Here is a 20,136-nt window from a genome sequence, read left to right as displayed (position 1 = left end):
ATGGGCCGGGCTGGGCCGGGCTGGGCTGGGCTGGTACCCGCTGGGCCGGGAGGGGCCGGTACCCGCTGAGCCGGGAGGCCCACTCTCCCGTCAGCGAACAGCAACCCGGCGCACAGCCTCGCTGCGTAGCATGATGCTATGAACCAGCCCCGCTACCGCTACGAGCCTCGGCCCGATGAGCCCATCATCGTCGTCGAAGCCGCGCCGCACGCCTCGGCGGGCACGGGCCCAGGTGCCGGGAGCGCGAGCCACCACCAGCAACACCCCGCGGTCGCAAAAGCCCTCGACGGCGTACTCACGGTGCAGCGCCCGATCGTGCTCGCCCACCTCAAGCGCATCCGCTCCCGCCACCCGGGCGCGACGCCGCAGCAGCTCATCGAGATGCTTGAGCGGCACTACCTGATGACGGTAATGACGGGCGGGGCCGGCGTCGGCGCTGCCGCGGCCATCCCCGCCGTCGGCACCGCTGCGGCCCTTGCGCTCGCCGGCGCGGAAACACTCGGCTTCATCGAGGCGACCGCACTGTTCGCGCACGCGGTCGCCGAGGTGCACGGGATTGTGCTCACTGACCGCGACCGAACCCACGCCCTGATCCTCGCCCTCATGCTTGGCGAAGAGGGCGCGACCCTGCTGCGCCAGGTCACCGGCCAGGTCGCGGGCGGCATGGCCCGAAACGCGTTCTGGAGTGAGATCGTCACCACGGCAATGCCGAGGAACCTCGTCGGGCCGGCGCTCGATCAGCTTCGCTCGATGTTCCTGAAGAAGCTCGCGAAGACGGGTACCGCGTCGGTGATCGGCAAGGCCATCCCGTACGGCGTCGGAGCCGTCATCGGCGGCACCGGCAACCGGTTGCTCGGCAAGAAGGTTGTGCGGTCCGCCCGCGCCGCGTTCGGCCCCGCGCCCTTCGTATACCCAGAGAACCTCGCCGCGATCCCGCCCAGGCAGCCGCGCGAGGTGCGCAGGGCCGAGCGGAAACAGCTTGCCGCGGGGCGGAAGCAGCAGAGTATTGAGCGGAAGCGGAGCGCGGCCGAGCGGAAGCAGCTTGAGCGCTTCGGCGCAGACCCCGACGCGCTCGACTCCCCGTAGCCGCTGCTCCCCACAAGCCCCGACGTCCACAAGCCTTTGCCGCCCGGCAACCCCTGACGCCCGTACTGTCTAGCTCGCCCGCTGCAGGGCGGAGTCCGCGTCAGCCGCGGGGGCACCCCCGGCCTCCGGCTCCCGCGCGAACAGCACCGCGAGGGCCGTCGTCACCGGCATCGACAGCACGAGCCCGGCCGCGCCAATGAGCGTCCGCACGATCTCCTGCCCGATCTGCTCGGACGTTATGAGGTCGATGAGGTCGCGCGGGTACGTGTAGATGAGCAGCAGCACGCCCAGCATCGCGCCCGCGTACGCGAACACCAGCGTGTAGATGCTCGACGCGATGTGGTCGCGGCCGATGCGCATCGCCGCCTGATACAGCCTCCGCTTCGAGGCCTGGGGGTTGAGCTCGCGCATCTCCCACACCGCCGACGCTTGGGCAACCGTGATGTCGTTCAAAACGCCGAGCCCAGCGATCACGATCGTCGCGGTGAGCAGGTCGTTCATGTTGAGCCCGGGCACCGACATCAACAGGCTCGCGTCCTCGGTCGAGGCGATGCCGCTGAACCGGAGCCACCGAGTGACCCCGAAGCCCGCAACTGCGGTGAACACGATCCCGAACATCGCACCGAAGAGCGCGGCCGTGGTGCGGTGCGAGATGCCGTGCGCAAGGTATAGCACGACCGTCATGATTCCCACGGACGCCGTCACGGCGACAAGGATCGGGGGCTTGCCCGCGAGTACAGCCGGCAGCACAAACAGCACCAAAACGGCGACGGCAGTCGCGACCCCAACGAGCGACAGAGCACCTCGCCACCGGCCAACGAAGATGACGATGAGCGCGAACACCACCGCGATCGTCAGCATCTTTCCGCTGCGCGGGTAGTCGTAGAAGTAGTAGTTCGCGCTGCCCGACTCCGCCGAGCTGCTCGTAATGACCCTCACCTGGTCGCCCTCGCGCGGGGTGACGGGGTGGGAGTTCGTGTGGTCGAGCGTGAAGGTCACCGGCTTGCCCACCGGGAGCGACGCGCGCACCCTGAGGCAGCCGCCCTCCGCCGCCGGGTCGGTGGGCGCGGCCTGGGTCTCGGCCGCTTCAGGGGCGCCCTGCGAGCACGCAATCGGCGTGACGTCCGTGACTCGGACGGTGAGGATCTCGCTCCCGGCCGGGTCGACCCGGTCTCGCACCTGGACCTGCTCAGAGTCAGGCCAGAGCGCCGCGGCCGCGAGCGACGTGCCGAGCAGCAGGGTCGCGATGATCGCGACGAGCACGACGTTCATACGGGAGCGCGATGATGGCAAGAGGCGACGTCTCATGCGCTTAATGATATTGGTTTTCATTCCACGTGGGGGCGCGGCGCACAGGTTCGCGCCCCCACGTGGCTACCGCGGGGCTACCAGATGCTCACGCGCTCCTCCGGCGCGAGATAGAGCTTGTCGCCAGGCTTCGTGCCGTACGCCTCGTGGTACGCGTCGAGGTTCTTCAGGATCTGGTTGCACCGGAACTCGTTCGGCGAGTGCGGGTCGATCGTCAGGAGCCGCACGACCTCGGCCGGGCGCGACTTCTGCTGCCACGCCTGCGCCCAGGCCAGGAAGAAGCGCTCGGCCCCCGTGAGCCCATCAATCACCGGCGACTCGGCGCCCGCGAGCGAGCGCAGGTACGCTTTCCACGCGATCTCGAGGCCCGAGAGGTCGCCGATGTTCTCGCCGATCGTCAGCTCACCATTCACGGTCTGGCCGTCAGCGCCCTCGGGCGAGAGCTCGTTGTACTGGCCGATGAGCGCTCCCGTAAGCTTCTCGAACGCCTCGCGATCCTGCTCCGTCCACCAGTCGGTGAGCTTGCCGTCGCCGTCGTAGCGCGAGCCCTGATCGTCGAAACCGTGGCCGATCTCGTGGCCGATGACCGCGCCGATCGCACCGAAGTTCGTCGCCGCGTCCCACGTCACATTGAAGAAAGGGGGCTGCAGGATGGCGGCGGGGAACACGATCTCGTTCATGCCCGGGTTGTAGTACGCGTTCACCGTCTGCGGGGTCATGAACCACTCGGTTGCGTCGATCGGCTTGCCGATCTTGCCGAACTCGCGCTGGAACTCGTACTCGGCCACGCGCTGCGAGTTACCGACGAGGTCGCTCGCGTCTGCGGCGAGCGCCGAGTAGTCGCGCCACTTCTCGGGGTAGCCGATCTTCGGCGTGAACTTGCCGAGCTTCTCAAGCGCGCGCTCGCGGGTGCCCTCGCCCATCCACGACAGTTCCTCGATGGAATCGCGGTAGGCGCCGATGAGGTGGCCGACGAGCTCGTCCATCGCTGCCTTCGAGTTCTCGTCGAAGTGGCGCTCGACGTAGATGCGGCCGACGGCCTCGCCCATCGCGCCCTCGACGAACGAGACGCCGCGCCGCCAGCGCTCGCGCTGCTCAGTCGCGCCGGTGAGCGCGGTGCCGTAGAAGTCGAAGTCCGCGCGCGACATCTCCTGCGTGAGGAGCGCCGCCGACGAGCGGACGATCGACCACGCGAGCCATGCCTGCCACGCCTCGAGCTCGTCCTCGACGAGCAGCGCCGCGAGGCCCGCGAGCGCGTCGGGCTGGGCCGCGACGACCTCGGAGAAGGCCGCTTCGGGTGCGCCCATTGCCGCGATGTAGGCCTGCCAATCGAGCTGCGGCGTGATCTCCTGGAGCCCGGCGAAGTCGCGCAGGTTATAGAGCTTCTGGATGTCGCGGCTCGCGACGGTGTCCCAGTGGCTCGCAGCGATGCGCGTCTCGAGGTCAAAGGCGCGCTCGGCGAGGCGCTCAGGATCGCCGGCGGTCTTCGAACCGATGCCGGCGAGGGTGAGCATGCGGGCGATGTGCGCGCGGTACTGCTCGCGCACCTCGGCGAACTGCTCTTCGCGGTAGTACGACTCGTCGGGCAGCCCGATCCCGCCCTGCATCACGAAGAGGATGTAGCGCGCGGGGTCACCCGGGTCGTTGTCGATGAACATGCCGTAGAAGCCGCCGAGGCCCTTGCGCTCGAGCTCAGCGGTCACGCGCACGAGTTCGGGGATCGACGGAAGGGAAAGCGCGCGCTCGAGGTCGGCGCGGATCGGCTCGGCACCCAACGCGTCGATGCGTTCCGTGTCCATGAAGCTCGCATACAGCGCGGCGACCTTGTCGGCCTCCGCGTCTGCGCCACCCTCGACGAGGCCGGCCGCGGGCGCCTCGGTGCCGGTGATGATGTCGCGCACCGCCTCCTCCGCGTTCTCGGCGAGCACGGCGAAGGAGCCGTAGCGGGCCTTGTCGGCGGGGATCTCGGTGCGGTCGATCCACTTGCCGTTCATGTGGCGGAAGAGGTCATCCTGCGGGCGCACCGCCGGATCGAGTTCGGAGAGGTCGATGCCGGACTTGCCGGGCGCTGCATTGCTCATGCCATCAGCCTAGCCGGGGCACCCGAGCGCGCCATCGGCGTTCACTCTCAGCGTGCGAGCCAGCGTCGGTGGCACGCGGTAGCGTGTTCTTCATGTCTGAGGCTGCGAGCGACACCGGGGGTGCGGTGAACCGCCGCTCAATCGACCGCAGGATCGCGGCGCTCGCCTTCCCCGCCCTCGGCGCGCTGATCGTCGAGCCGATGCTGCTCACCCTCGATGCGATCTTCATCGGCCACCTTGGCGCCGCGCCGCTCGCGGGCCTCGCGATCGCGAGCGCGATCCTGCAGACCGCGGTCGGCCTCATGATCTTCCTCGCCTACTCGACGACGCCGATGGTCTCGCGGCGCCGCGGCGCGGGGAACATCCGGGGCGCGGTGCAGGCTGGCATCGACGGGTTGTGGCTCGCGCTCGGGATCGGGATCGCGGTTGGCTGCGCCCTCTGGCTCTTGAGTGCGCCGCTGGTCAGCGCGTTTGGCGCGGACGCTGCGGCGAGCGAGCAGGCGCTTGCCTACCTCACGGTCTCATGCCTGGGCGTCCCGGCGATGCTGCTCGTGTTCGCCGCGACGGGCCTGCTCCGCGGGCTGCAAGACACTCGGACCCCGCTCTACGTCGCGACAATCGGCTTCTCAGCGAACGCGCTGCTCAACTGGTGGTTCATCTACGGGCTCGGCTGGGGCATCGCGGGGAGCGCATGGGGCACGGTCATCGCGCAGTGGGGCATGGTCGTCGTCTACATCGCCGTCGTCGCACGCCACGCGCGCCGGGCAGGCGCGGGCTGGCTGCCGCACCGCGACGGGCTGTCGCAGGCGGGCCGCTCGGGCGGCTGGCTGTTCGTGCGCACGCTCGGGCTTCGGGCCGCGTTTCTCGCGACCGTGTTCGCGGCAACGAGCCACGGCACCGAGGCGACCGCCGCGTACCAGGTCGTGTTCACGATCTCCTCGACGGCTGCGTTCGCGCTCGATGCCCTCGCGATCGCAGCGCAGGCGCTCATCGGCGATGCGCTTGGCTCACGCAACGCGGCGCTCGCACGCCAGGTCGTGCGGCGCACGATCCTCTGGGGCCTCGTCGCGGGCGCCGCGATCGGCGCCGTGCTCGCCCTCGGCAGCCCGGTCATCGGGCGCGCGTTCACGAGCGACGCCGGCGTGCTCGAGCTGCTCCCGCCCGCGCTCATCGTGCTCGGCGCCTCGCTGCCCCTCGGCGGGTTCGTCTTCGTGCTCGACGGGGTGCTGATGGGCGCGGGCGACGCCCGCTACCTCGCGTGGACGAGCCTCGTGAACCTCGCCGTCTACCTGCCGGTGCTCTGGCTCGCAACGGCGCTCGTGCCGAGCGGCACCGCGGCGCTCGTCGCGATCACCGCGAGCTTCATGATCGCATTCATGCTCGCCCGCGCGACCACGCTCGGTCTGCGCGCGAAGAGCGGGCGATGGATCGTGCTCGGCGCGTAGAATAGTGGGGTTCAGCCGCCGCGCGGTCACCCTTGTCGTCAGGAGCACTGTGGCTGCCAAAGACTCCCCCATTTCACCGTCGCGGTGGACCTTCGGTGTGCTCGTCGTGTTCACGATGTTCGGGTTTGGGTTCGGTAACTGGCTCGCCCGCATCCCGGCCGTGCGCGACAGGCTCGGGGCGAGCACGTTCGAGATGAGCGTCATCGGCCTCACGCTCGCCGCGGGCTCGCTCATCGGGCTCGTGTTGGCGGGCCGCACCGTGACCTGGCTCGGGCCGCGGCGGGCAATCTTCTACGGCGCGCTCGGCCAGGCGCTCTTCATGCCGCTCGGAGCGACGCTGCTCTGGTTCGGCATGCCTATCCCGGGGATGCTCGCGCTCGCCTGCTACGGCTTCTTCTTCAGCACGAGCGACGTCGCGATGAACGTCAGCGGGGCCGCAGCCGAGCGCGCACTCGGCAAATCACGCATGCCGATCCTGCACGGCGGCTACAGCTTTGGCGGCGTGAGCGCGATGGGCGTCGGGGCGCTCGCCGAGATGTTCAAGGTCCCCGTTCCGGTCCATCTGAGTATCGTGTTCGCGCTCGTCGTCGTGGGCATCCTGTTCGCGATCCGGCGCATTCCGCGGGTCGAGCCGGGGGTGAGCCCCGCCGAGCCGCTGCCCGTCAGCACGAGCACGGGCCCGATCCAGCTCCTCGCGAACCCGGCGGCCGAGACCTCCCCCGAGCGGCCGTCGAGCTACAACCCGTGGCGCGACCCGCGCATCATCGTGATCGGCTTCGTTGCGATGAGCCTGAGCCTCACCGAGGGCACAGCGACCGACTGGCTGCCGCTTGCGCTCGCCGACCACCGCGGCTTCACGAACTCGGCGGCGGCCCTCGCGCTCGGCGTCTTCTTCGTCGCGATGCTGTCGACCCGCGCCGCGGGCTCCCTGCTGCTCGAGCGATTCGGCCGCGTGGCGATCCTCCGCGCGAGCGCGATCACGGCCGGCACGAGCATCGTGCTGCTCAATGTGCTGCCGTTCAGTTGGGCCGCGTACGTCTGCGCGGGGCTCTGGGGCGTCGGCAGCGCCCTCGGGTTCCCCATCGGCATCTCTGCGGCTGCCGACGACCCCGAAAAGGCCGTCCGAGGCGTCGCGACGGTCTCGGCGATCGCGTACGCCGCGTTCCTCGTCGGCCCGATGGCGATCGGCCTGCTCGGTGAGCACCTCGGGCTCTTGAACGCGTTCCTACCCCTCGTCGCGTTCCTCATCTTCGTGATCTTCGCGGCGGGCGCGGCCCGCGAGCCCGGCAGACAGACACCCAGCAAGACAACCGGCTAAACTGTCACGGTGCGAATCGTGGTTGCTGACTGTTCCGTTGACTATGCGGGTCGGCTGTCGGCCCACCTGCCGCGCGCGAAGCGTGTGCTGATGCTGAAGGGCGACGGCTCGATCCTCGTCCACTCAGACGGTGGCTCGTACAAGCCGCTGAACTGGATGAGCCCGCCGTGCTCGCTTGAGCCGCTCGAACTCGACGACGACGTGCGTGAGGCCGGCATCGTCGAGCAGTGGCAGGTCACGCACAAGAAGACCGCAGACAAGCTCGTGGTCTCGCTGTTCGAGATCATCCACGACTCGTCGTACGACCTCGGTGTCGACCCCGGGCTCATCAAGGACGGCGTCGAGGCGCACCTGCAAGAGCTGCTCGCCGACCAGATTAACCTGCTCGGCGACGGGCACTCGCTCGTGCGCCGCGAGTACATGACGGCGATCGGCCCCGTCGACATCCTTGCCCGTGACTCGGAGGGCGTCTCGGTCGCCGTCGAGATCAAGCGCCGCGGTGAGATCGACGGCGTTGAGCAGCTCACCCGCTACCTCGAGCTCATGAACCGCGACCCGCTGCTCGCCCCCGTGTCGGGTGTCTTCGCGGCGCAGGAGATCAAGCCGCAGGCGCGCACGCTCGCGGAGGATCGCGGAATCCGCTGCCTCGTGCTCGACTACGACGCGATGCGCGGCATGGAAGACAAGAACACCCTGTTCTAGGCCGCGCCCGCACGCTCCCCTAGCGCAGGAGCGCGGGGAGCGCCCTCTTGAGCACGGTGTTGTCGGCCGAGAACCTGTCGCCGCCAGTGAAGGCGAGCGCGAGCGCACCGGCCCCAAGCAGCGCCACGAACTCGACGCCGCCTGCATCGACCCAGAACCCGGCGGGCGCGTGCACGAGCGCGATCGCGCCGGCCATGTCGGCCGCGAGCAAGACGCCGACGACTCTGGTGAAAGCGCCGAGCACGAGCAGGATCCCGCCGCCGAACTCAAGTGCCGCGATCGCGGGTGCGACGACGGCCGCACCGGGGACTCCCATGTCGGTGAATGCACCAGTTGTTCCGGCGACGCCGTACTCAAAGAGCTTCTGCGCGCCGTGGGCGGCGAAGATCGCACCCACGGCGATGCGCAGCACCAGGATTCCAGCGGCGGTTCGAGCGTTCGAAGTCATGTCGTTTCTCCTCAGTGTGACGTGCCTCCGATCGGAGGTGGTCACCAGCCTAGAAAGGCTGCGCCCTGCCGCTCTGGCAATCCCCGGACTCCCAGCGCCCTCCTGGAATAGATGCGCCGCACCCTGTCAGCTTTGAGCGGCACTCGGTACTATCGGGGCATGAGCAATGTGCCTCCCCCGCGGGTTGTCTACCAGCAGCCGTTCCAGCAACCCGTGCCGCCCCCGGTGAACGGCATGGCTGTCACGTCGCTCGTGCTCGGCATCATCGGCGGGCTCATCGGCATCTGGTCGCCCTTCCCGATCTTCGGGATCATCGCGGGCGCGGTCGCCTTCATCCCCGCGCTTCTCGCGATCATCTTTGGGCACACCGGCTTGCGCACGTCGAAGCGCACGGGCGCGGGCCGCGGGCCCGCGATTACCGGGCTCGTTTTCGGCTACGCGACGATCGCAATCATCGTGGCTTCGGTGCTGTTCTGGGGCTCGGTCCTCGCCTTCGGCTCTGACTCGGGCATGAGCTCGTCGTTCTGAACACCCGCTAGTCCTTCTGTTCGGGCGACATGCCCATGAGGAAGCCGACGACAGCGCCGATGCCGATGCCGCCGCCCGCGCCCCAACCGACCCAGCCGAGCTGGGCGCCAAGGAAGCCGCCGATCGTGCCGAGCACGACGACACTCCCCACCATCCAGAGAACGGCTCGGCGCTTCGCGGGGTCCTTGGGTTCGTTGCTTTCCATACCTCAACGGTAACGCGCGCCACCCTCGAACGCCGACAGCGAGGCCTTCGCGGCCCGCAGCCGCCCGCCCAGCACAGCGCAAACGCCCCGCCAATTTCTTGGCGGGGCGTTTGATTCGCCCGGTCAGTGCGCGGGGCTCAGCGGCCTACTTGTCGCGGAGCTCATCCTTCACGTCGTTGCGCGCCTTCACGGCGTCTCGCTCGGCCTCAGCGCGCTTCACGTCGGCCTCGGCGCGCACCTCGTCGGCCTTGTCCTTCAGCTTGTCGACGCCCTCCTCGACGGCCTCGCCGACCTGCTTCGCGGCCTTGGCAACGTTGTCCTTTGCATCTTCAAGAAAACCCATCGTGTTCCCCCTTCGTTTGCTGCGGTGGGTCACCAGTCTTTCGCGGCAGCCTGAAAGCAAGAACCCAAATTCGCCGGAAGTCTCAGACCGTTTTCAGACGGGCCGAAGTATTTTCTAGCCGGCCGCGAGCCCGGCGAGGATGATGTCGAGGCCCCGGGCAAACGACGCGTCAAGGTCTGGTGCCGCGGCCACACCGCCGTTTGGGCCTGAGGCGGTGTCGAGCAGCGCCCCGAACTCCGCCGCCTGGCGGTGCGTCTGGGTCGACTGCGCGTGACCGAAGGTGTAGAGCAAGAGCGTTCGGGCGCCGTCGACACCAACGAGCTCGGCAAGCCGCTGCTCGACGGCCGACGACCCGAGCTGAAACGCCTCGGCCGTCGCGACGACGTCAGCCCCGTCGCGCACCGAGAGCATGGCGTCGCGAAGCGCGACGCACAGCGCGCGGGCATCGCCCTGGCCGAGCGGCACCGCGCGCACGATCTCGTCGGCCATGAGCGCGAGCAGGCTCTGCTTGTTCGGGACGTGGTGGTAGAGCGCGCTCGGCTGCACGTCGAGCTCTGCCGCCACCCTGCGCATGGAGCAGGATTCGAGGCCCTGCGCGTCGAGCACCCGCAGCGCCGCGGTGACGACGTCGGCTCTCGTGTTGCGCATTCCGCCATTCTATCGGTAACCTGAACACCGTTCACCAGAACACTGTTCAGGTTAGATTTTTGGGAGTCCACATGACCGCCGCCCCCGCAGCCATCCCCGCGCGCAAGCGCCGCAGCACCGCGACCGACCTCGCCCTCATCGCGAGCTTCGCCGCGCTCATCGGCGCGTGCTCGTTCCTTCCCGCGATCCCGATCGGCGTCGTCCCCATCACCCTGCAGACCTTCGCCGTGATCCTCGCGGGCGCGGTGCTCGGCTCCACGCGCGGCGCGCTCGCCGTGCTGCTCTGGATGGCCGTCGGCATCATCGGCCTCCCCGTCTTTACGGCGGGCGGTGCAGGGCTCGCCCCGTTCGCGGGCCCCTCGGTCGGCTACCTCGTGTCGTTCCCGATCGCGGCCTTCTTCACCGGCTTCGTCGTCGAGCGTCTGCCGCGAAAGCGCATCGCGACGAGCATCCCGCTGATCCTGCTCGCCGGCGCCGCCGCCTCGATCCTCATCACCTACCCGCTCGGTGCGCTCGGAATGGCGTGGCGCGCAGACCTCACGCTCGGCCAGGCGTTCGCGTTCGGCCTCTCTTTCATTCCCGGCGACATCCTCAAGAACGTGCTCATGGCGATCGTCGCAACGTCGGTTCACCGCGCCTTCCCCGGCCTGCTTCCCGCGCGAGGCCGCGCCGCTACCGCGTAGGATCGCGGGGTGATCTCGTTCAACCAGGCCAGCGTCGTCTCGCACGACGGCGCCACGATCCTGCACCCGTTCTCGCTCGAGCTCGCCGAGCAGCGAATCGCGGTCATCGGCGCGAACGGATCTGGGAAATCGACGCTCGCGAGGCTCATCAACGGCCTCGTCGAGCCAAGCTCGGGGACAGTCACGATCGGCGCCGCCGACACGTCCACCCCCGCACTCGACACGGTCGCTGACGGCTCCGCCGTGCGCCGGGCCGTCGGGTTCGTGTTCACCGACCCCGCCGCGCAGCTCATCATGCCGACGGTGATCGAGGACGTCGAGCTGTCACTGCGCAGGGAGCACCGGCGGGCGGAGGATCGCAGGCAGGCCGCGCTCGCGGCGCTCGCAAGGTTCGGCCTCGACGGCTTCGCGGAGCGCAGCGTCCACGGGCTCTCGGGCGGCCAGCAGCAGCTCCTCGCGATCGCGACCGTGCTCGCGACAGGCCCGCGGATCCTCGTCACCGACGAGCCGACGACGCTCCTCGACCTGCGAAACACCCGCATCATCGGCGACCTACTCACCTCGCTCACGCAGCAGGTCGTGATCGTCACCCACAACCTCGAGCTCGCGGCGCGAACCGACAGGGCGCTGGTGGTGGATCAGGGGCGCATCGTCTTCGATGGTGCCCCGGCCGCGGCGATCGCCCACTACCGCGACAGCGTGGCGGCGTGAGCATCGCGTCGCCGCTCGGGGCATACATCCCGCGACGGGGGCCGCTCCACGCGCTCAGGCCGGGCGCGAAGCTCCTCGGACTGTTCGCCTTCGCGATCGCCATCATCGTCGCGCCCGGGTGGATCAGCTCGCTCTGCGCGCTCGCGATCGGCGCTACCCTGGCTGTTCTCGCTGGGCTGCGCGGGCGCGACTTCTGGCGGGTTGCGCGCGCGTTCGCGCTCGTCGGAGTGCCCCTCTTTGCGTTCCAGACATGGAGCTCGGGGTGGGAACGCGGCCTCGAGGTCATCGCAGACATCCTCGCGCTGATCCTGGCCGCGAGCGCAGTGACCGCGAGCACGCGGGCGAGCGACATGCTCGACACGATCTCGTGGGCGCTCACGCCTCTCGAACGGTTCGGTGTTGACACCGAGCGCGTATCCCTCACCTTCTCGCTCGCGATCCGCATGATTCCTGCGGTGCAGGAGCTCGCCCGCGACGCTGAGCAGGCCGCACGCGCCCGCGGGCTCGACCGCAACCTTCGCGCCCGCACCGTGCCGCTCGTGCTGCGCACCGTGTCACAGGCGCAGCTCACCGGGCAGGCGCTGGCCGCACGGGGCATCGGTGACGAAGAGGCACCGTAGGCTAGGTGCATGGCTGAATCGCACGAGATCCCTGAGGGCGTCGACGAGAATTACGAGAACGAGGCGGCGCGGGCCGCGCTCCTCGCGTTCAAGGAGACCCCGGACTATGAGCACCTCGCGGCCTTCCTGAACTCGCTGCGCGAGGGCTACCTCGTGGTCGACGTGACCGGCACGTCCACGAAGAAGAAGGGGCCGCGGGTTCGCACCATCCGGTCCACGAAGGGCCAGCTCGTGTTGCCCATTTTCACGTCGATGGCAGAGCTGCGCGCGCTGGCACCAACGGCCGGGGGTGGCGAGCTCAAGGGCGCGATCATGCCCGCGCACTCGGCGCTCTCCCTCATCACGGCCGACCGCTTCGTTGCGGCCGAGTTCGACAAGGCGTCGGCCGCGCTCGTCTGCCTCCGCAAATTCATCATGCTCGTGCTCGGTGACGACGAGATTACCGCGGAGTCGCTGCAGGCGTAACCGCCAGACCTACGCAAAACGCCCCCTCAAAGCGAGGGGGCGTTTTGCGTGTGCGGGCAGCGCCCGCGGGGCGTCGCTACTTGCCGACCTTGAACGCGCGCACGACCTGCACGAAGCCGAGGACGACCATCGAGATGCCGAGCAGCCACCAGAGCGTCATTGCGCCCATCATGGGCGAGAGCAGCAGCGTGATACCCGCGATGACCGAGATGATGCCGTAGATGATGGTCCAGGCCTTGTTGTCGGTCTTCGACGCGGTCGCGAAGGCGAGCACGCCCTCAAACAGCCAGAGGATACCGACCATGATCGAGAACATGAGCGCGGTGACGACGCCAGCGGTCATCAGGTTCGACATGATGATCACGCCGCCGATGACGTAGAGGATGCCGAGGAGAATGTGGCCGACGCGCGACCAGCCTCCGAGGCTGCGTGAGAAGATCGCGGTGCCGAAGTAAACGATGCCGGTGACGATCGCGTAGGCGCCGATGAGGGCGGCGACGAACGTCAGGGTGACGCCGGCGGTGGTCTTCGGAGCGAAGATCACGAAGAGGCCGAGGACGATGGCGATGAGGCCGCCAACGCCGAAGAGAACCCGGGCGCCGTCGGTTGCGGCCTCCTTGATGGTGCCCTCGGTGGTTTCAGTTGCAGACATGTCAACGCTCCTATCAGGATTTCGCGGCCCCTTTTCTTCGGGGCTATACCCTCAGCTTCTCACTTTTTTGCACCGAAGTGGAACATTTCAACGAGCAGAAACGCACGCGCGGCCTGTAGGTTTCCGCTCAATCGGCTATGCCTGGGCTGATCGCAGCGCCTCCGTCGCTGGCCCCTCGCCGGGCGCTAGGCTTGGTTGCGCACGGCCACAGGGCCCGCAGACGGTCAAGGAGGCCACGATGAGTACCGGATCACACGGCGATGTGCAGCTTGAGAACGAACACTTCCGCGTGACGCAGTGGACGATCGAGCCCGGCGGCGTGATTCCGATGCACAGGCACGACTTTGAGTACGTCGTGATCCCGCTCGTCACCGACATCATGCACGTGCGCAACGCCGACGGCACCGAGATCGAGGCCGCGCTTCAGACCGGCGTGAGCTACACCCGCCCCGCCGGCTCCGAGCACGAGGTTTCGAACCCGCACTCCTCGGCCAACATCGTCTTCGTAGAAGTGGAGAAGCTCGCGTGACCGAACTCATCATTCGCCCCGTCGCCGATACTGATCGCGACGCCTGGCAGGCAACCTACCGCGGCTACCGCGACTTCTACGAGAAAGAGCACGACCCGGCGGTCTTCGAGACGGTCTGGGGTTGGCTGCACGACCCCACCCACGAGACACGCGGGCTCGTCGCTGAACTCGACGGCGAGATCGTCGGCCTTGCGCACTTCCGGCGCTTTGCCCGGCCGCTCGCCGGGTCGACGGGCATCTACCTTGACGACCTGTTCACGACGCCCGCGGCGCGCGGGCATGGCGCAGGCTCCGCGCTCATCGCCCGCCTCGAAGAGATTGCGCGCGAAGAGGGAGCGACGCTCGTGCGGTGGATCACCGCCGACTCAAACGCGACCGCCCGCAGCCTGTACGACAAGCTCGCGACGCAGACGCCCTGGGTCACCTACGACATCGCCCTCTAGCCGATACTGCCGCTACCGCCGCGTTACGCGGCCTCACCGCTGACGCGCAGGCGCTCGGTGCCCGTGGTTGGTTCCGTGAAGCCGTGAGGCCTCGGGTGCCCCGCCTCGTCGACGGCAACGAACACGATGCTGTCGAGGCGCAGAATCTCTTGAGCCGTCACGACGTTGTCGACCCGGCAACTCAGCGTGACCGACGTGCGGCCGAACGACTCGACGCGGTACTCGAGCTCGAGCAGGTCGCCGCGGTTTGCCCGGCCAACGAAGTCGATTGCCGACATGTGACGGGTCACAACGTCGGTCGAGCCGAGCTGCACGACAGCGACGATCGCGGCCTCTTCGTCAACCCACTCAAGCAGCCGCCCACCGAAGAGGGCGTCGTGCTGGTTGAGGTCCTCGGGCTTCACCCATTTGCGGACGATGTACCTGTAGGCGCTCATAGGTTAAGCCTAGGCGACTCATCCCGAAGCGCCCAGACGTAGACTGGGCACCATGGTCGTCTTTGCAGGAACCCTGTTGCTCTTGAACGCCGCGTACAACGTCTTGGTGTGGCCGCGTTTCTGGACCCGAGTCGCAGCGGACCCACGCGCGCGCGACGAGCAGGGTCGCCCCACCAAGTTCCTCACGGTCCACGCCGTGCTCATTTCGGTAGCCCTGCTCATCGCCGCGGTCTCGGCGGTCGCGGGCGTACTCGTACTCACCGCGGGCTAAGCCCGCGGCGGCGTTCGCCTACTCGGCGTCGCCGCTTTCATCGCTCTCGTCGCTGAGCGCCTCATCGAGGTCCTCGCCGCCCGAGGCGATGTGCGTCGCCGGCCCAAGGTGCGATGCGCCACCCTCGCCGACCCAGCCGTCACCCGGGGTCCGAGCGGGGTCGGAGTCGTGGTCCGGCAGCGCCTTCTTCGTGTTTTCAGCCATTGTCGCTCCCCTTTCAGCGGTGAAACGTGTGTCACAGAGTCTACGCAGGAATGAGCTTTGCAACCAGGGTTATTCACTGTGACCTGCGCAAACCTCGGCGCCTGCTAATAGGATGGCGGGATGAAGCGGATCCTGACCTACGGCACCTTTGACCTGCTCCACTGGGGCCACATTCGGCTCCTCAAGCGCGCTCGCAGCCTCGGCGACTACCTCGTCGTCGCCGCGTCGACCGAAGAGTTCAACGCGGGCAAGGGCAAGAAGACCTACCACGACTTCGAGACGCGCAAGAACATGCTCGAGGCCGTGCGCTACGTCGACCTCGTGATCCCTGAAGACTCGTGGGATCAGAAGATTGAGGACGTGCGCAAGTACGAGATCGACACGGTCGTGATGGGCGGCGACTGGGAGGGTGACGAACGCTTCGAGATCCTCACCCCCTACTGCAACGTCGTCTACCTCGACCGCACCGAGGGCGTCTCGACGACGAAGATCAAACGCGACCTGGGCGTGAACTCCTAGCCACCGTCGCGCACGCAAACGGCCGGCGATCCTTTCGAGCAGGATCGCCGGCCGTTTCGCTGTCTTCGCCCCAGTCTGCGCGGGAGACTAGAGCACCTTGGAGAGGAACGCCTTCGTGCGCTCGCGCTGCGGGTTCGTGAGCACCTCGACGGGGTCCCCAGATTCGACGACCACGCCGCCGTCCATGAACACGAGCTTGTCAGCGACCTGCTTCGCGAAGCCCATCTCGTGCGTCACCACGATCATCGTCATCCCGCTCTCGGCAAGCCCCTTCATTACGTCAAGGACCTCGCCCACGAGCTCCGGGTCGAGCGCGCTCGTCGGCTCATCGAACAGCATGAGCTTCGGATCCATCGCGAGCGCGCGTGCGATCGCGACGCGCTGCTGCTGCCCGCCCGACAGGTGCGCCGGGTAGTAGTCGTGGCGGTCGGCAAGCCCCACCCGCGCGAGCAACTCCATGGCGCGCGACTGCAGCGCGGCCTTCGAGCCCTTCTTCAGGAGCGTCGGCGCCATCATGACGTTCTCAAGCGCCGTCTTATGCGGGAAGAGGTTGAAGCGTTGGAACACCATGCCGATGTCGCGCCGCTGCTTCGCGGCCTCTTTCGGGTGCATCTCGTAGATCTTGTCGCCGTGCTGCCGGTACCCGACGAGCTCACCATCAACCGAGAGCCTGCCGGCGTTGATCGTTTCGAGGTGGTTGATGCAGCGCAGAAACGTTGACTTTCCCGACCCGGAGGGGCCAACGAGGCAGAGGACCTCGCCGCGGGCGACCTCGAGCGAGATCGACTTCAACACCTCGTTCGAGCCGTACGACTTAGAGACCGCCTCAGCTTTCACCATCGGCGTGGTTGTGAGTGTTTCGGTCATCGTCCGCCTCCCCCTGTGCCCGAATGCGGGGGCACGATGCTCGTTCGCCCGTCGGCCTCGGTGTATGTCGGGTACTCCGTGTCGAGCTCGCCGACAACGGTGATTGTCTCGGTTGCGACGCTCGGCCGCTGCACGTCTGGCCGCTGCCCGATGCCCTTCGCGAAGTGCTTCTCAAGGTAGTACTGACCGACCATCAGAATCGACGTAATGACGAGGTACCAGACCGACGCAACAATGAGCATCGGGACGGGCTGGTAGGTGACGGCCGCAATGTCGCGCTGCCGCGTGAAGAGCTCGCCGATGAACGGCACCGCCGCGACCAGCGACGTCGTCTTCAGCATCGAGATCACCTCATTGCCCGTCGGCGGGATGATCACGCGCATCGCCTGCGGGAGCACGACACGGGTCATCGTGTGCCACCAGCCAAGGCCGAGTGCCGTTGCGGCCTCGTCTTGCCCCTTATCCACCGCGAGCAGACCAGCACGCACAATCTCGGCCATATAGGCCGCCTCGTTCAGCGCGAGGCCGATAATCGCGAGCGTGTAGTACGACAGCAGATCCTTCGTAGTGAACGTCACCACCGCCTCGGTAAACGGGATCCCGAGCGAGACGGTCTTGTAAATCACCGGCACGAGCCCCCAGAACGTGAGCTGCACGTACACGGGCGTCCCGCGGAAGATCCACAGGTACACCCACGACACGGCCTTCACCACCGGGTTGGGCGACTGCCGCATCACCGCGAGCAACACACCGAGCACAATCGCGATGACCATCGAGTACACAGTCAGCTGCAGCGTGTACCCGATCGCCCCGATGATTCGGGTGTCGAACAGGTATTTGCCGACCTCGGGCCATGCAAACACCGGCCGGTTAAACGCCGCGTCGTAGATAAAGACGCCTGCGATCAGTACGAGCAGAACTGCGAAGATGACCCGCCAGGGGTGCTTTCGCCTGATCGCTCGGATCGCTTCGGGTTCAGCGTGCCGTTCTTCGGCATCACTTACGGGGTGGGACATACAGGTACTTCCTCGTGCCTGGGGGTGGGGCGCGCAGTGCTTGCGCACCCCACCTCAATCGAACTGTTTAGTTCTCGCCTGCGTTAATCGTCGCCTTGTCGAGCGCACCCGACTCGATGCCCGCGCCCTTGAGGATCTCGAGGTAGGTGCCATCGTCCATGAGCGACTGCAGCGCGGCCTGCACGGCCTTCGTCACGTCGCTGCCCTTCTCAGTCGCGAAGCCGTAGGGCGCCGCGTCGAAGACCTCGCCGATCGCTTCGAGCTGACCGCCGGTCTTTGCGACGGCGTCACCCGAGACGGGCAGGTCTGCGGAGAAAGCGTCAGCCATGCCGTTGACGACCGCGTTAGTCACCTCGGGCTGGCCGTCGAATGGCAAGATCTCGATGCCGGGCTTGCCCGCGGCCTTGCACTCTGCGTCGCGGCGGGGCAACTCGTCGGTGTGCTGCACCGTCGTTGCCTGCACCGCGATCGTGAGGCCGCATGCGTCGTCGGGGTTCACGTCAGACCCGGTGGGGGCGACCCACAGGCTGCCCGCGTTCAGGAAGTTCACGAAGTCGACCGACTTCTGGCGCTCGATGGTGTCCGTGAACGACGAGGAGCCGAGGTTCACGACGCCCTCCTGGATGCGCGGGATGATGCTGTCAAAGCCGAGGATCTCCCACTCAGGGGTGAGCCCGAGCTTCGCGGCGACCGCGTTGGCGAGGTCGACGCCCCAACCAATCGGTTCGCCCTTGTCGTTCTTGTACTCGTTCGGCGGGTACTCGGCGTCGGTGCCGATCACGATCTTGCCCGAATCACGGAGCTCCTTGGGCAGGAGCGCCGCCGCAGCGTCATCGACTTTGATCGTCGACGTGGCTTCGGGGGCTTCCCCTCCACCCTCCTCAGCGGCGTTGTTCGTGCAGCCCGTGAGCACGAGCGCCGCAGCTGCGGCAAGGGCTGGGAGTGCGTAGCGAATCTTCATCGATTCCTCCTTATAGGAAGGGTGGGGTATCTGATCTTTGAAACCTCGAAGCCGAGTGTAGCGAGCTACGCGACTCCGGATGTAGTCAGAGTATCTATCCGGCTCCATAGCCGGACTGGATCGCGCTAATTTGTTGTCGAACTGTGTCTGGGAACCCCGTGTTCGCGATGCTTAGACTGTCAGAAATCTACGACTCAGATAAGGCCCCGCGATGTCGCGCTCCGCAGCGCTTCTTCCCTCGACGACGCTCCGAGCTTTCGGTAGACCGATCGCAGCTGACTCTTGAGCGTGTTCAGCGTCACGAAAAGCGTGTCGCTGATCTCCTGGCGCGACAGGCCACGCGCGAGCAACCGCAGCACTTCGAGCTCCCGCCCCGTGAGTAGCTCTCCCTGGTTCGGGAGCCGGTCCATGTACGTTGCCGCCACGTCCGCGAGCACCGGCCACCCGGGAACGTGCTGTTCGCCGAGGGCCCTCAGCTCGGCCGAGAAGTACGCTGCCTCGTGCTCATCGATTGGCCGCCCGAGCTGGCCGACCTCTTGAAGCGCGTTCACAGCGCGCGCTTCGTCGCCCTGCGCGAGGTAGGCGCCGGAAAGGATCGACACTCGCCAGATCTCCATCCGGCGCAGGTGCACCGTGTGCTGCCTGATCTCCCTGGCAAGCGCGATGGCCTTCTGCGCAGTGCCGGTCTGGGCTTCGAGCAGCGCGCTCATTACCCGCGTCAGCACGACGCTCTGATCGGCCCGCGCCAACGGGACTTTGGCCTGGCGCAACGCGCCGGTGACGATGCGGCGGGACGCTTCGGCGAGGCTCAGCACGCTCCCCGAGTAGCCCTGCCCGTCCGTTCGCGCGAACGGCAGCTGCGCGAGCTCCTCAAGCCTGCGTGCGACACGTGAGTGCGCGCCTGCCGCCTCAAGAACGCGGTACTCGGCGTGGATAAAGAACGGCCACATCTCCCCGATGCGTGACTGGTCGAGCTCGGCGAGCATACGGATGCCAACGACCGGATCCTCTTCTATCATGACCGTGACGAGCGCGACCGTCGCGTCGAGCGAGGCCTCCGCCCAGCTCGCGGTGCGCGGGATCGAGGCGGCGCGACCTACCAGGCTGGCCGCCATACCGGGATCGCCAAACGTCGCGTGGATCAGTGCCGCTCTGACGAGTGCCTCGCGGTGCAGAAACTCGAGCCCGGGCATGGTCGCTCGCATCTGGGCTTCCTGAAAGCTCGTGAGTGCGGCCGTGAAGTCGCCCGCGAGCATCGCGGTGACCCCTTGCTGAACGGCGATGAACTGCGGCCATCCGTCGCACACGTCGCGCAACGGATGGATAATCGCGGCCCCCTCGCGAAGCCCCCGGCTGTATTGCAGGGCCTCCTTGGGGCGCCCCTTCAGCCGGAGGTCAAGCATGTACATGAGGTACGCCTTGGCCGACAGCGCGGCAGACGCGCGCTCGCCGACGCCGTCGGCTACCGGGGCCAGGCGCAGCCGCTGCGTCTTGGGCGGCGAAAGGAAGAGCTGCAGCACCTGCGCGGTGTCGCTGTGCGCCGGGTCGGCCGCGACGGCCGCGTCCAGCGCCCGCAGCAGGCGAGCGGGGTCGACGTAGAAACACAGCACAAGCCCGTGGTCTTCCACGAGAGCGCGCACCGTTCG

At 67.5% G+C, this 20,136-nt stretch carries 26 protein-coding genes; 13 read left to right on the top strand and 13 right to left on the bottom strand.

All coding sequences use genetic code 11. The features are described 5' to 3' along the window. Positions 1–138: 138 nt before the first annotated feature. On the top strand, positions 139–1,086 hold the full coding sequence (locus tag FB468_RS12000) for a hypothetical protein (RefSeq protein WP_211359131.1): 948 nt from the start codon (positions 139–141) through the stop codon (positions 1,084–1,086). A 69-nt stretch (positions 1,087–1,155) separates the two neighbouring features. Here FB468_RS12000 and FB468_RS11995 read toward each other — a convergent pair whose 3' ends face one another. Together FB468_RS11995 and FB468_RS11990 are read right to left on the bottom strand one after the other, a co-directional pair. Beyond that, complete coding sequence (locus FB468_RS11995) at positions 1,156–2,394, bottom strand: YibE/F family protein (RefSeq protein ID WP_170219714.1); 1,239 nt, start codon at positions 2,392–2,394, stop codon at positions 1,156–1,158. A 77-nt stretch (positions 2,395–2,471) separates the two neighbouring features. After that, positions 2,472–4,475, bottom strand: coding sequence for a M13 family metallopeptidase (locus FB468_RS11990; protein WP_141887550.1), 2,004 nt, complete (start codon positions 4,473–4,475; stop codon positions 2,472–2,474). 92 nt (positions 4,476–4,567) lie between these two features. Between FB468_RS11990 and FB468_RS11985 the strand changes: the two genes are divergently transcribed. Genes FB468_RS11985 through nucS form a run of 3 tightly spaced genes read left to right on the top strand, consistent with a single transcriptional unit; the run spans position 4,568 to position 7,940 of the window. After that, positions 4,568–5,920 (top strand): MATE family efflux transporter, encoded by a 1,353-nt coding sequence (locus FB468_RS11985; protein ID WP_211359130.1) that lies wholly within the window; start codon positions 4,568–4,570, stop codon positions 5,918–5,920. Positions 5,921–5,969: 49 nt separating this feature from the next. After that, complete coding sequence (locus FB468_RS11980) at positions 5,970–7,238, top strand: MFS transporter (protein WP_246055861.1); 1,269 nt, start codon at positions 5,970–5,972, stop codon at positions 7,236–7,238. 9 nt (positions 7,239–7,247) lie between these two features. Then, the gene (gene nucS / locus FB468_RS11975; protein WP_141887549.1) at positions 7,248–7,940 is read left to right on the top strand and encodes an endonuclease NucS; all 693 of its coding nucleotides are present in this window, start codon (positions 7,248–7,250) and stop codon (positions 7,938–7,940) included. A gap of 19 nt (positions 7,941–7,959) precedes the next feature. On the opposite strand, the gene FB468_RS11970 is transcribed toward nucS, so the two are convergent. Continuing rightward, on the bottom strand, positions 7,960–8,388 hold the full coding sequence (locus FB468_RS11970; protein WP_141887548.1) for a DoxX family protein: 429 nt from the start codon (positions 8,386–8,388) through the stop codon (positions 7,960–7,962). A 159-nt stretch (positions 8,389–8,547) separates the two neighbouring features. Between FB468_RS11970 and FB468_RS17275 the strand changes: the two genes are divergently transcribed. Beyond that, entirely contained in the window at positions 8,548–8,916 is a 369-nt protein-coding gene (locus FB468_RS17275; protein ID WP_211359129.1) for a DUF4190 domain-containing protein, read from the top strand. A gap of 7 nt (positions 8,917–8,923) precedes the next feature. Here FB468_RS17275 and FB468_RS11960 read toward each other — a convergent pair whose 3' ends face one another. From FB468_RS11960 to FB468_RS11950, 3 genes are all read right to left on the bottom strand, one after another. Next, a complete protein-coding gene (locus FB468_RS11960) occupies positions 8,924–9,121 on the bottom strand; it encodes a hypothetical protein (protein ID WP_141887547.1) in 198 nt (65 codons plus the stop codon). A 145-nt stretch (positions 9,122–9,266) separates the two neighbouring features. Next, entirely contained in the window at positions 9,267–9,464 is a 198-nt protein-coding gene (locus tag FB468_RS11955) for a hypothetical protein (RefSeq protein WP_141887546.1), read from the bottom strand. A 114-nt stretch (positions 9,465–9,578) separates the two neighbouring features. Further along, positions 9,579–10,112 (bottom strand): TetR family transcriptional regulator, encoded by a 534-nt coding sequence (locus tag FB468_RS11950; RefSeq protein WP_141887545.1) that lies wholly within the window; start codon positions 10,110–10,112, stop codon positions 9,579–9,581. A gap of 71 nt (positions 10,113–10,183) precedes the next feature. Here FB468_RS11950 and FB468_RS11945 point away from each other — a divergent pair, with 71 nt between their 5' ends. From FB468_RS11945 to FB468_RS11930, 4 genes are read left to right on the top strand one after another with little or no spacing between them, the layout of a single operon-like run. Continuing rightward, complete coding sequence (locus FB468_RS11945) at positions 10,184–10,795, top strand: biotin transporter BioY (protein WP_141887544.1); 612 nt, start codon at positions 10,184–10,186, stop codon at positions 10,793–10,795. Positions 10,796–10,804: 9 nt separating this feature from the next. Continuing rightward, positions 10,805–11,506 carry an energy-coupling factor ABC transporter ATP-binding protein gene (locus tag FB468_RS11940; protein WP_141887543.1) on the top strand — a complete coding sequence of 234 codons (702 nt, stop codon included), beginning with the start codon at positions 10,805–10,807 and terminating at the stop codon, positions 11,504–11,506. Continuing rightward, positions 11,503–12,126 carry an energy-coupling factor transporter transmembrane component T family protein gene (locus tag FB468_RS11935; RefSeq protein WP_141887542.1) on the top strand — a complete coding sequence of 208 codons (624 nt, stop codon included), beginning with the start codon at positions 11,503–11,505 and terminating at the stop codon, positions 12,124–12,126. The genes FB468_RS11940 and FB468_RS11935 overlap by 4 nt, the downstream gene beginning before the upstream one ends. A 9-nt stretch (positions 12,127–12,135) precedes the next feature. Further along, positions 12,136–12,591, top strand: coding sequence for an SseB family protein (locus FB468_RS11930; RefSeq protein ID WP_141887541.1), 456 nt, complete (start codon positions 12,136–12,138; stop codon positions 12,589–12,591). Between the two features lie 76 nt (positions 12,592–12,667). Here the strand turns inward: FB468_RS11930 and FB468_RS11925 are convergent, their stop codons facing one another. Continuing rightward, on the bottom strand, positions 12,668–13,243 hold the full coding sequence (locus FB468_RS11925; RefSeq protein WP_141887540.1) for an HdeD family acid-resistance protein: 576 nt from the start codon (positions 13,241–13,243) through the stop codon (positions 12,668–12,670). Between the two features lie 238 nt (positions 13,244–13,481). Here FB468_RS11925 and FB468_RS11920 point away from each other — a divergent pair, with 238 nt between their 5' ends. Both FB468_RS11920 and FB468_RS11915 read left to right on the top strand, forming a co-directional pair. Then, positions 13,482–13,772: a cupin domain-containing protein gene (locus tag FB468_RS11920; protein WP_141887539.1), complete on the top strand. Its 291-nt coding sequence runs from the start codon at positions 13,482–13,484 to the stop codon at positions 13,770–13,772. Continuing rightward, complete coding sequence (locus FB468_RS11915) at positions 13,769–14,215, top strand: GNAT family N-acetyltransferase (RefSeq protein ID WP_141887538.1); 447 nt, start codon at positions 13,769–13,771, stop codon at positions 14,213–14,215. The genes FB468_RS11920 and FB468_RS11915 overlap by 4 nt, the downstream gene beginning before the upstream one ends. Before the next feature lie 23 nt (positions 14,216–14,238). Here the strand turns inward: FB468_RS11915 and FB468_RS11910 are convergent, their stop codons facing one another. Then, a complete protein-coding gene (locus FB468_RS11910) occupies positions 14,239–14,652 on the bottom strand; it encodes an acyl-CoA thioesterase (RefSeq protein ID WP_141887537.1) in 414 nt (137 codons plus the stop codon). Positions 14,653–14,704: 52 nt separating this feature from the next. Between FB468_RS11910 and FB468_RS11905 the strand changes: the two genes are divergently transcribed. Beyond that, positions 14,705–14,923 carry an SCO4848 family membrane protein gene (locus FB468_RS11905; RefSeq protein WP_141887536.1) on the top strand — a complete coding sequence of 73 codons (219 nt, stop codon included), beginning with the start codon at positions 14,705–14,707 and terminating at the stop codon, positions 14,921–14,923. Positions 14,924–14,941: 18 nt separating this feature from the next. Here the strand turns inward: FB468_RS11905 and FB468_RS11900 are convergent, their stop codons facing one another. After that, complete coding sequence (locus FB468_RS11900) at positions 14,942–15,127, bottom strand: hypothetical protein (protein WP_141887535.1); 186 nt, start codon at positions 15,125–15,127, stop codon at positions 14,942–14,944. A gap of 120 nt (positions 15,128–15,247) precedes the next feature. Between FB468_RS11900 and tagD the strand changes: the two genes are divergently transcribed. Then, positions 15,248–15,646, top strand: coding sequence for a glycerol-3-phosphate cytidylyltransferase (tagD, locus tag FB468_RS11895; RefSeq protein WP_119281790.1), 399 nt, complete (start codon positions 15,248–15,250; stop codon positions 15,644–15,646). An 87-nt stretch (positions 15,647–15,733) separates the two neighbouring features. Here tagD and FB468_RS11890 read toward each other — a convergent pair whose 3' ends face one another. The 4 genes from FB468_RS11890 to FB468_RS11875 form a co-directional block, all read right to left on the bottom strand. After that, on the bottom strand, positions 15,734–16,513 hold the full coding sequence (locus FB468_RS11890; protein ID WP_141887534.1) for an amino acid ABC transporter ATP-binding protein: 780 nt from the start codon (positions 16,511–16,513) through the stop codon (positions 15,734–15,736). Further along, complete coding sequence (locus FB468_RS11885) at positions 16,510–17,529, bottom strand: amino acid ABC transporter permease (protein ID WP_141887533.1); 1,020 nt, start codon at positions 17,527–17,529, stop codon at positions 16,510–16,512. Before FB468_RS11885 ends, FB468_RS11890 begins: the two co-directional genes overlap by 4 nt. 67 nt (positions 17,530–17,596) lie before the next feature. Beyond that, complete coding sequence (locus tag FB468_RS11880; RefSeq protein ID WP_141887532.1) at positions 17,597–18,490, bottom strand: ABC transporter substrate-binding protein; 894 nt, start codon at positions 18,488–18,490, stop codon at positions 17,597–17,599. A gap of 194 nt (positions 18,491–18,684) precedes the next feature. Then, on the bottom strand, positions 18,685–20,130 hold the full coding sequence (locus FB468_RS11875; RefSeq protein ID WP_170219713.1) for a LuxR C-terminal-related transcriptional regulator: 1,446 nt from the start codon (positions 20,128–20,130) through the stop codon (positions 18,685–18,687). Positions 20,131–20,136 lie beyond the last annotated feature (6 nt).

It is taken from the genome of Leucobacter komagatae (genome assembly GCF_006716085.1).
GTDB classification, from domain to species: Bacteria; Actinomycetota; Actinomycetes; order Actinomycetales; family Microbacteriaceae; genus Leucobacter; species Leucobacter komagatae.
The sequence above is the reverse complement of the archived record's forward strand: the minus strand, read 5'-3'. Positions and strand labels throughout refer to the sequence as shown.

Excerpts from the sequence above, each read along its gene's own strand:
- FB468_RS11995 (WP_170219714.1), bottom strand. The coding sequence starts at position 2,394 with ATGAGACGTCGCCTCTTGCCATCATCGCGCTCCCGTATGAACGTCGTG.
- FB468_RS11880 (WP_141887532.1), bottom strand. The coding sequence starts at position 18,490 with ATGAAGATTCGCTACGCACTCCCAGCCCTTGCCGCAGCTGCGGCGCTC.
- FB468_RS17275 (WP_211359129.1), top strand. The coding sequence starts at position 8,548 with ATGAGCAATGTGCCTCCCCCGCGGGTTGTCTACCAGCAGCCGTTCCAG.
- FB468_RS11985 (WP_211359130.1), top strand. The coding sequence starts at position 4,568 with ATGTCTGAGGCTGCGAGCGACACCGGGGGTGCGGTGAACCGCCGCTCA.
- FB468_RS11890 (WP_141887534.1), bottom strand. The coding sequence starts at position 16,513 with ATGACCGAAACACTCACAACCACGCCGATGGTGAAAGCTGAGGCGGTC.
- FB468_RS11885 (WP_141887533.1), bottom strand. The coding sequence starts at position 17,529 with ATGTCCCACCCCGTAAGTGATGCCGAAGAACGGCACGCTGAACCCGAA.
- FB468_RS11905 (WP_141887536.1), top strand. The coding sequence starts at position 14,705 with ATGGTCGTCTTTGCAGGAACCCTGTTGCTCTTGAACGCCGCGTACAAC.
- FB468_RS11960 (WP_141887547.1), bottom strand. The coding sequence starts at position 9,121 with ATGGAAAGCAACGAACCCAAGGACCCCGCGAAGCGCCGAGCCGTTCTC.
- FB468_RS11910 (WP_141887537.1), bottom strand. The coding sequence starts at position 14,652 with ATGAGCGCCTACAGGTACATCGTCCGCAAATGGGTGAAGCCCGAGGAC.
- FB468_RS11920 (WP_141887539.1), top strand. The coding sequence starts at position 13,482 with ATGAGTACCGGATCACACGGCGATGTGCAGCTTGAGAACGAACACTTC.
- FB468_RS11950 (WP_141887545.1), bottom strand. The coding sequence starts at position 10,112 with ATGCGCAACACGAGAGCCGACGTCGTCACCGCGGCGCTGCGGGTGCTC.
- FB468_RS11930 (WP_141887541.1), top strand. The coding sequence starts at position 12,136 with ATGGCTGAATCGCACGAGATCCCTGAGGGCGTCGACGAGAATTACGAG.
- FB468_RS11900 (WP_141887535.1), bottom strand. The coding sequence starts at position 15,127 with ATGGCTGAAAACACGAAGAAGGCGCTGCCGGACCACGACTCCGACCCC.
- FB468_RS11990 (WP_141887550.1), bottom strand. The coding sequence starts at position 4,475 with ATGAGCAATGCAGCGCCCGGCAAGTCCGGCATCGACCTCTCCGAACTC.
- FB468_RS11925 (WP_141887540.1), bottom strand. The coding sequence starts at position 13,243 with ATGTCTGCAACTGAAACCACCGAGGGCACCATCAAGGAGGCCGCAACC.
- FB468_RS11970 (WP_141887548.1), bottom strand. The coding sequence starts at position 8,388 with ATGACTTCGAACGCTCGAACCGCCGCTGGAATCCTGGTGCTGCGCATC.
- FB468_RS12000 (WP_211359131.1), top strand. The coding sequence starts at position 139 with ATGAACCAGCCCCGCTACCGCTACGAGCCTCGGCCCGATGAGCCCATC.
- FB468_RS11945 (WP_141887544.1), top strand. The coding sequence starts at position 10,184 with ATGACCGCCGCCCCCGCAGCCATCCCCGCGCGCAAGCGCCGCAGCACC.
- FB468_RS11955 (WP_141887546.1), bottom strand. The coding sequence starts at position 9,464 with ATGGGTTTTCTTGAAGATGCAAAGGACAACGTTGCCAAGGCCGCGAAG.
- tagD (WP_119281790.1), top strand. The coding sequence starts at position 15,248 with ATGAAGCGGATCCTGACCTACGGCACCTTTGACCTGCTCCACTGGGGC.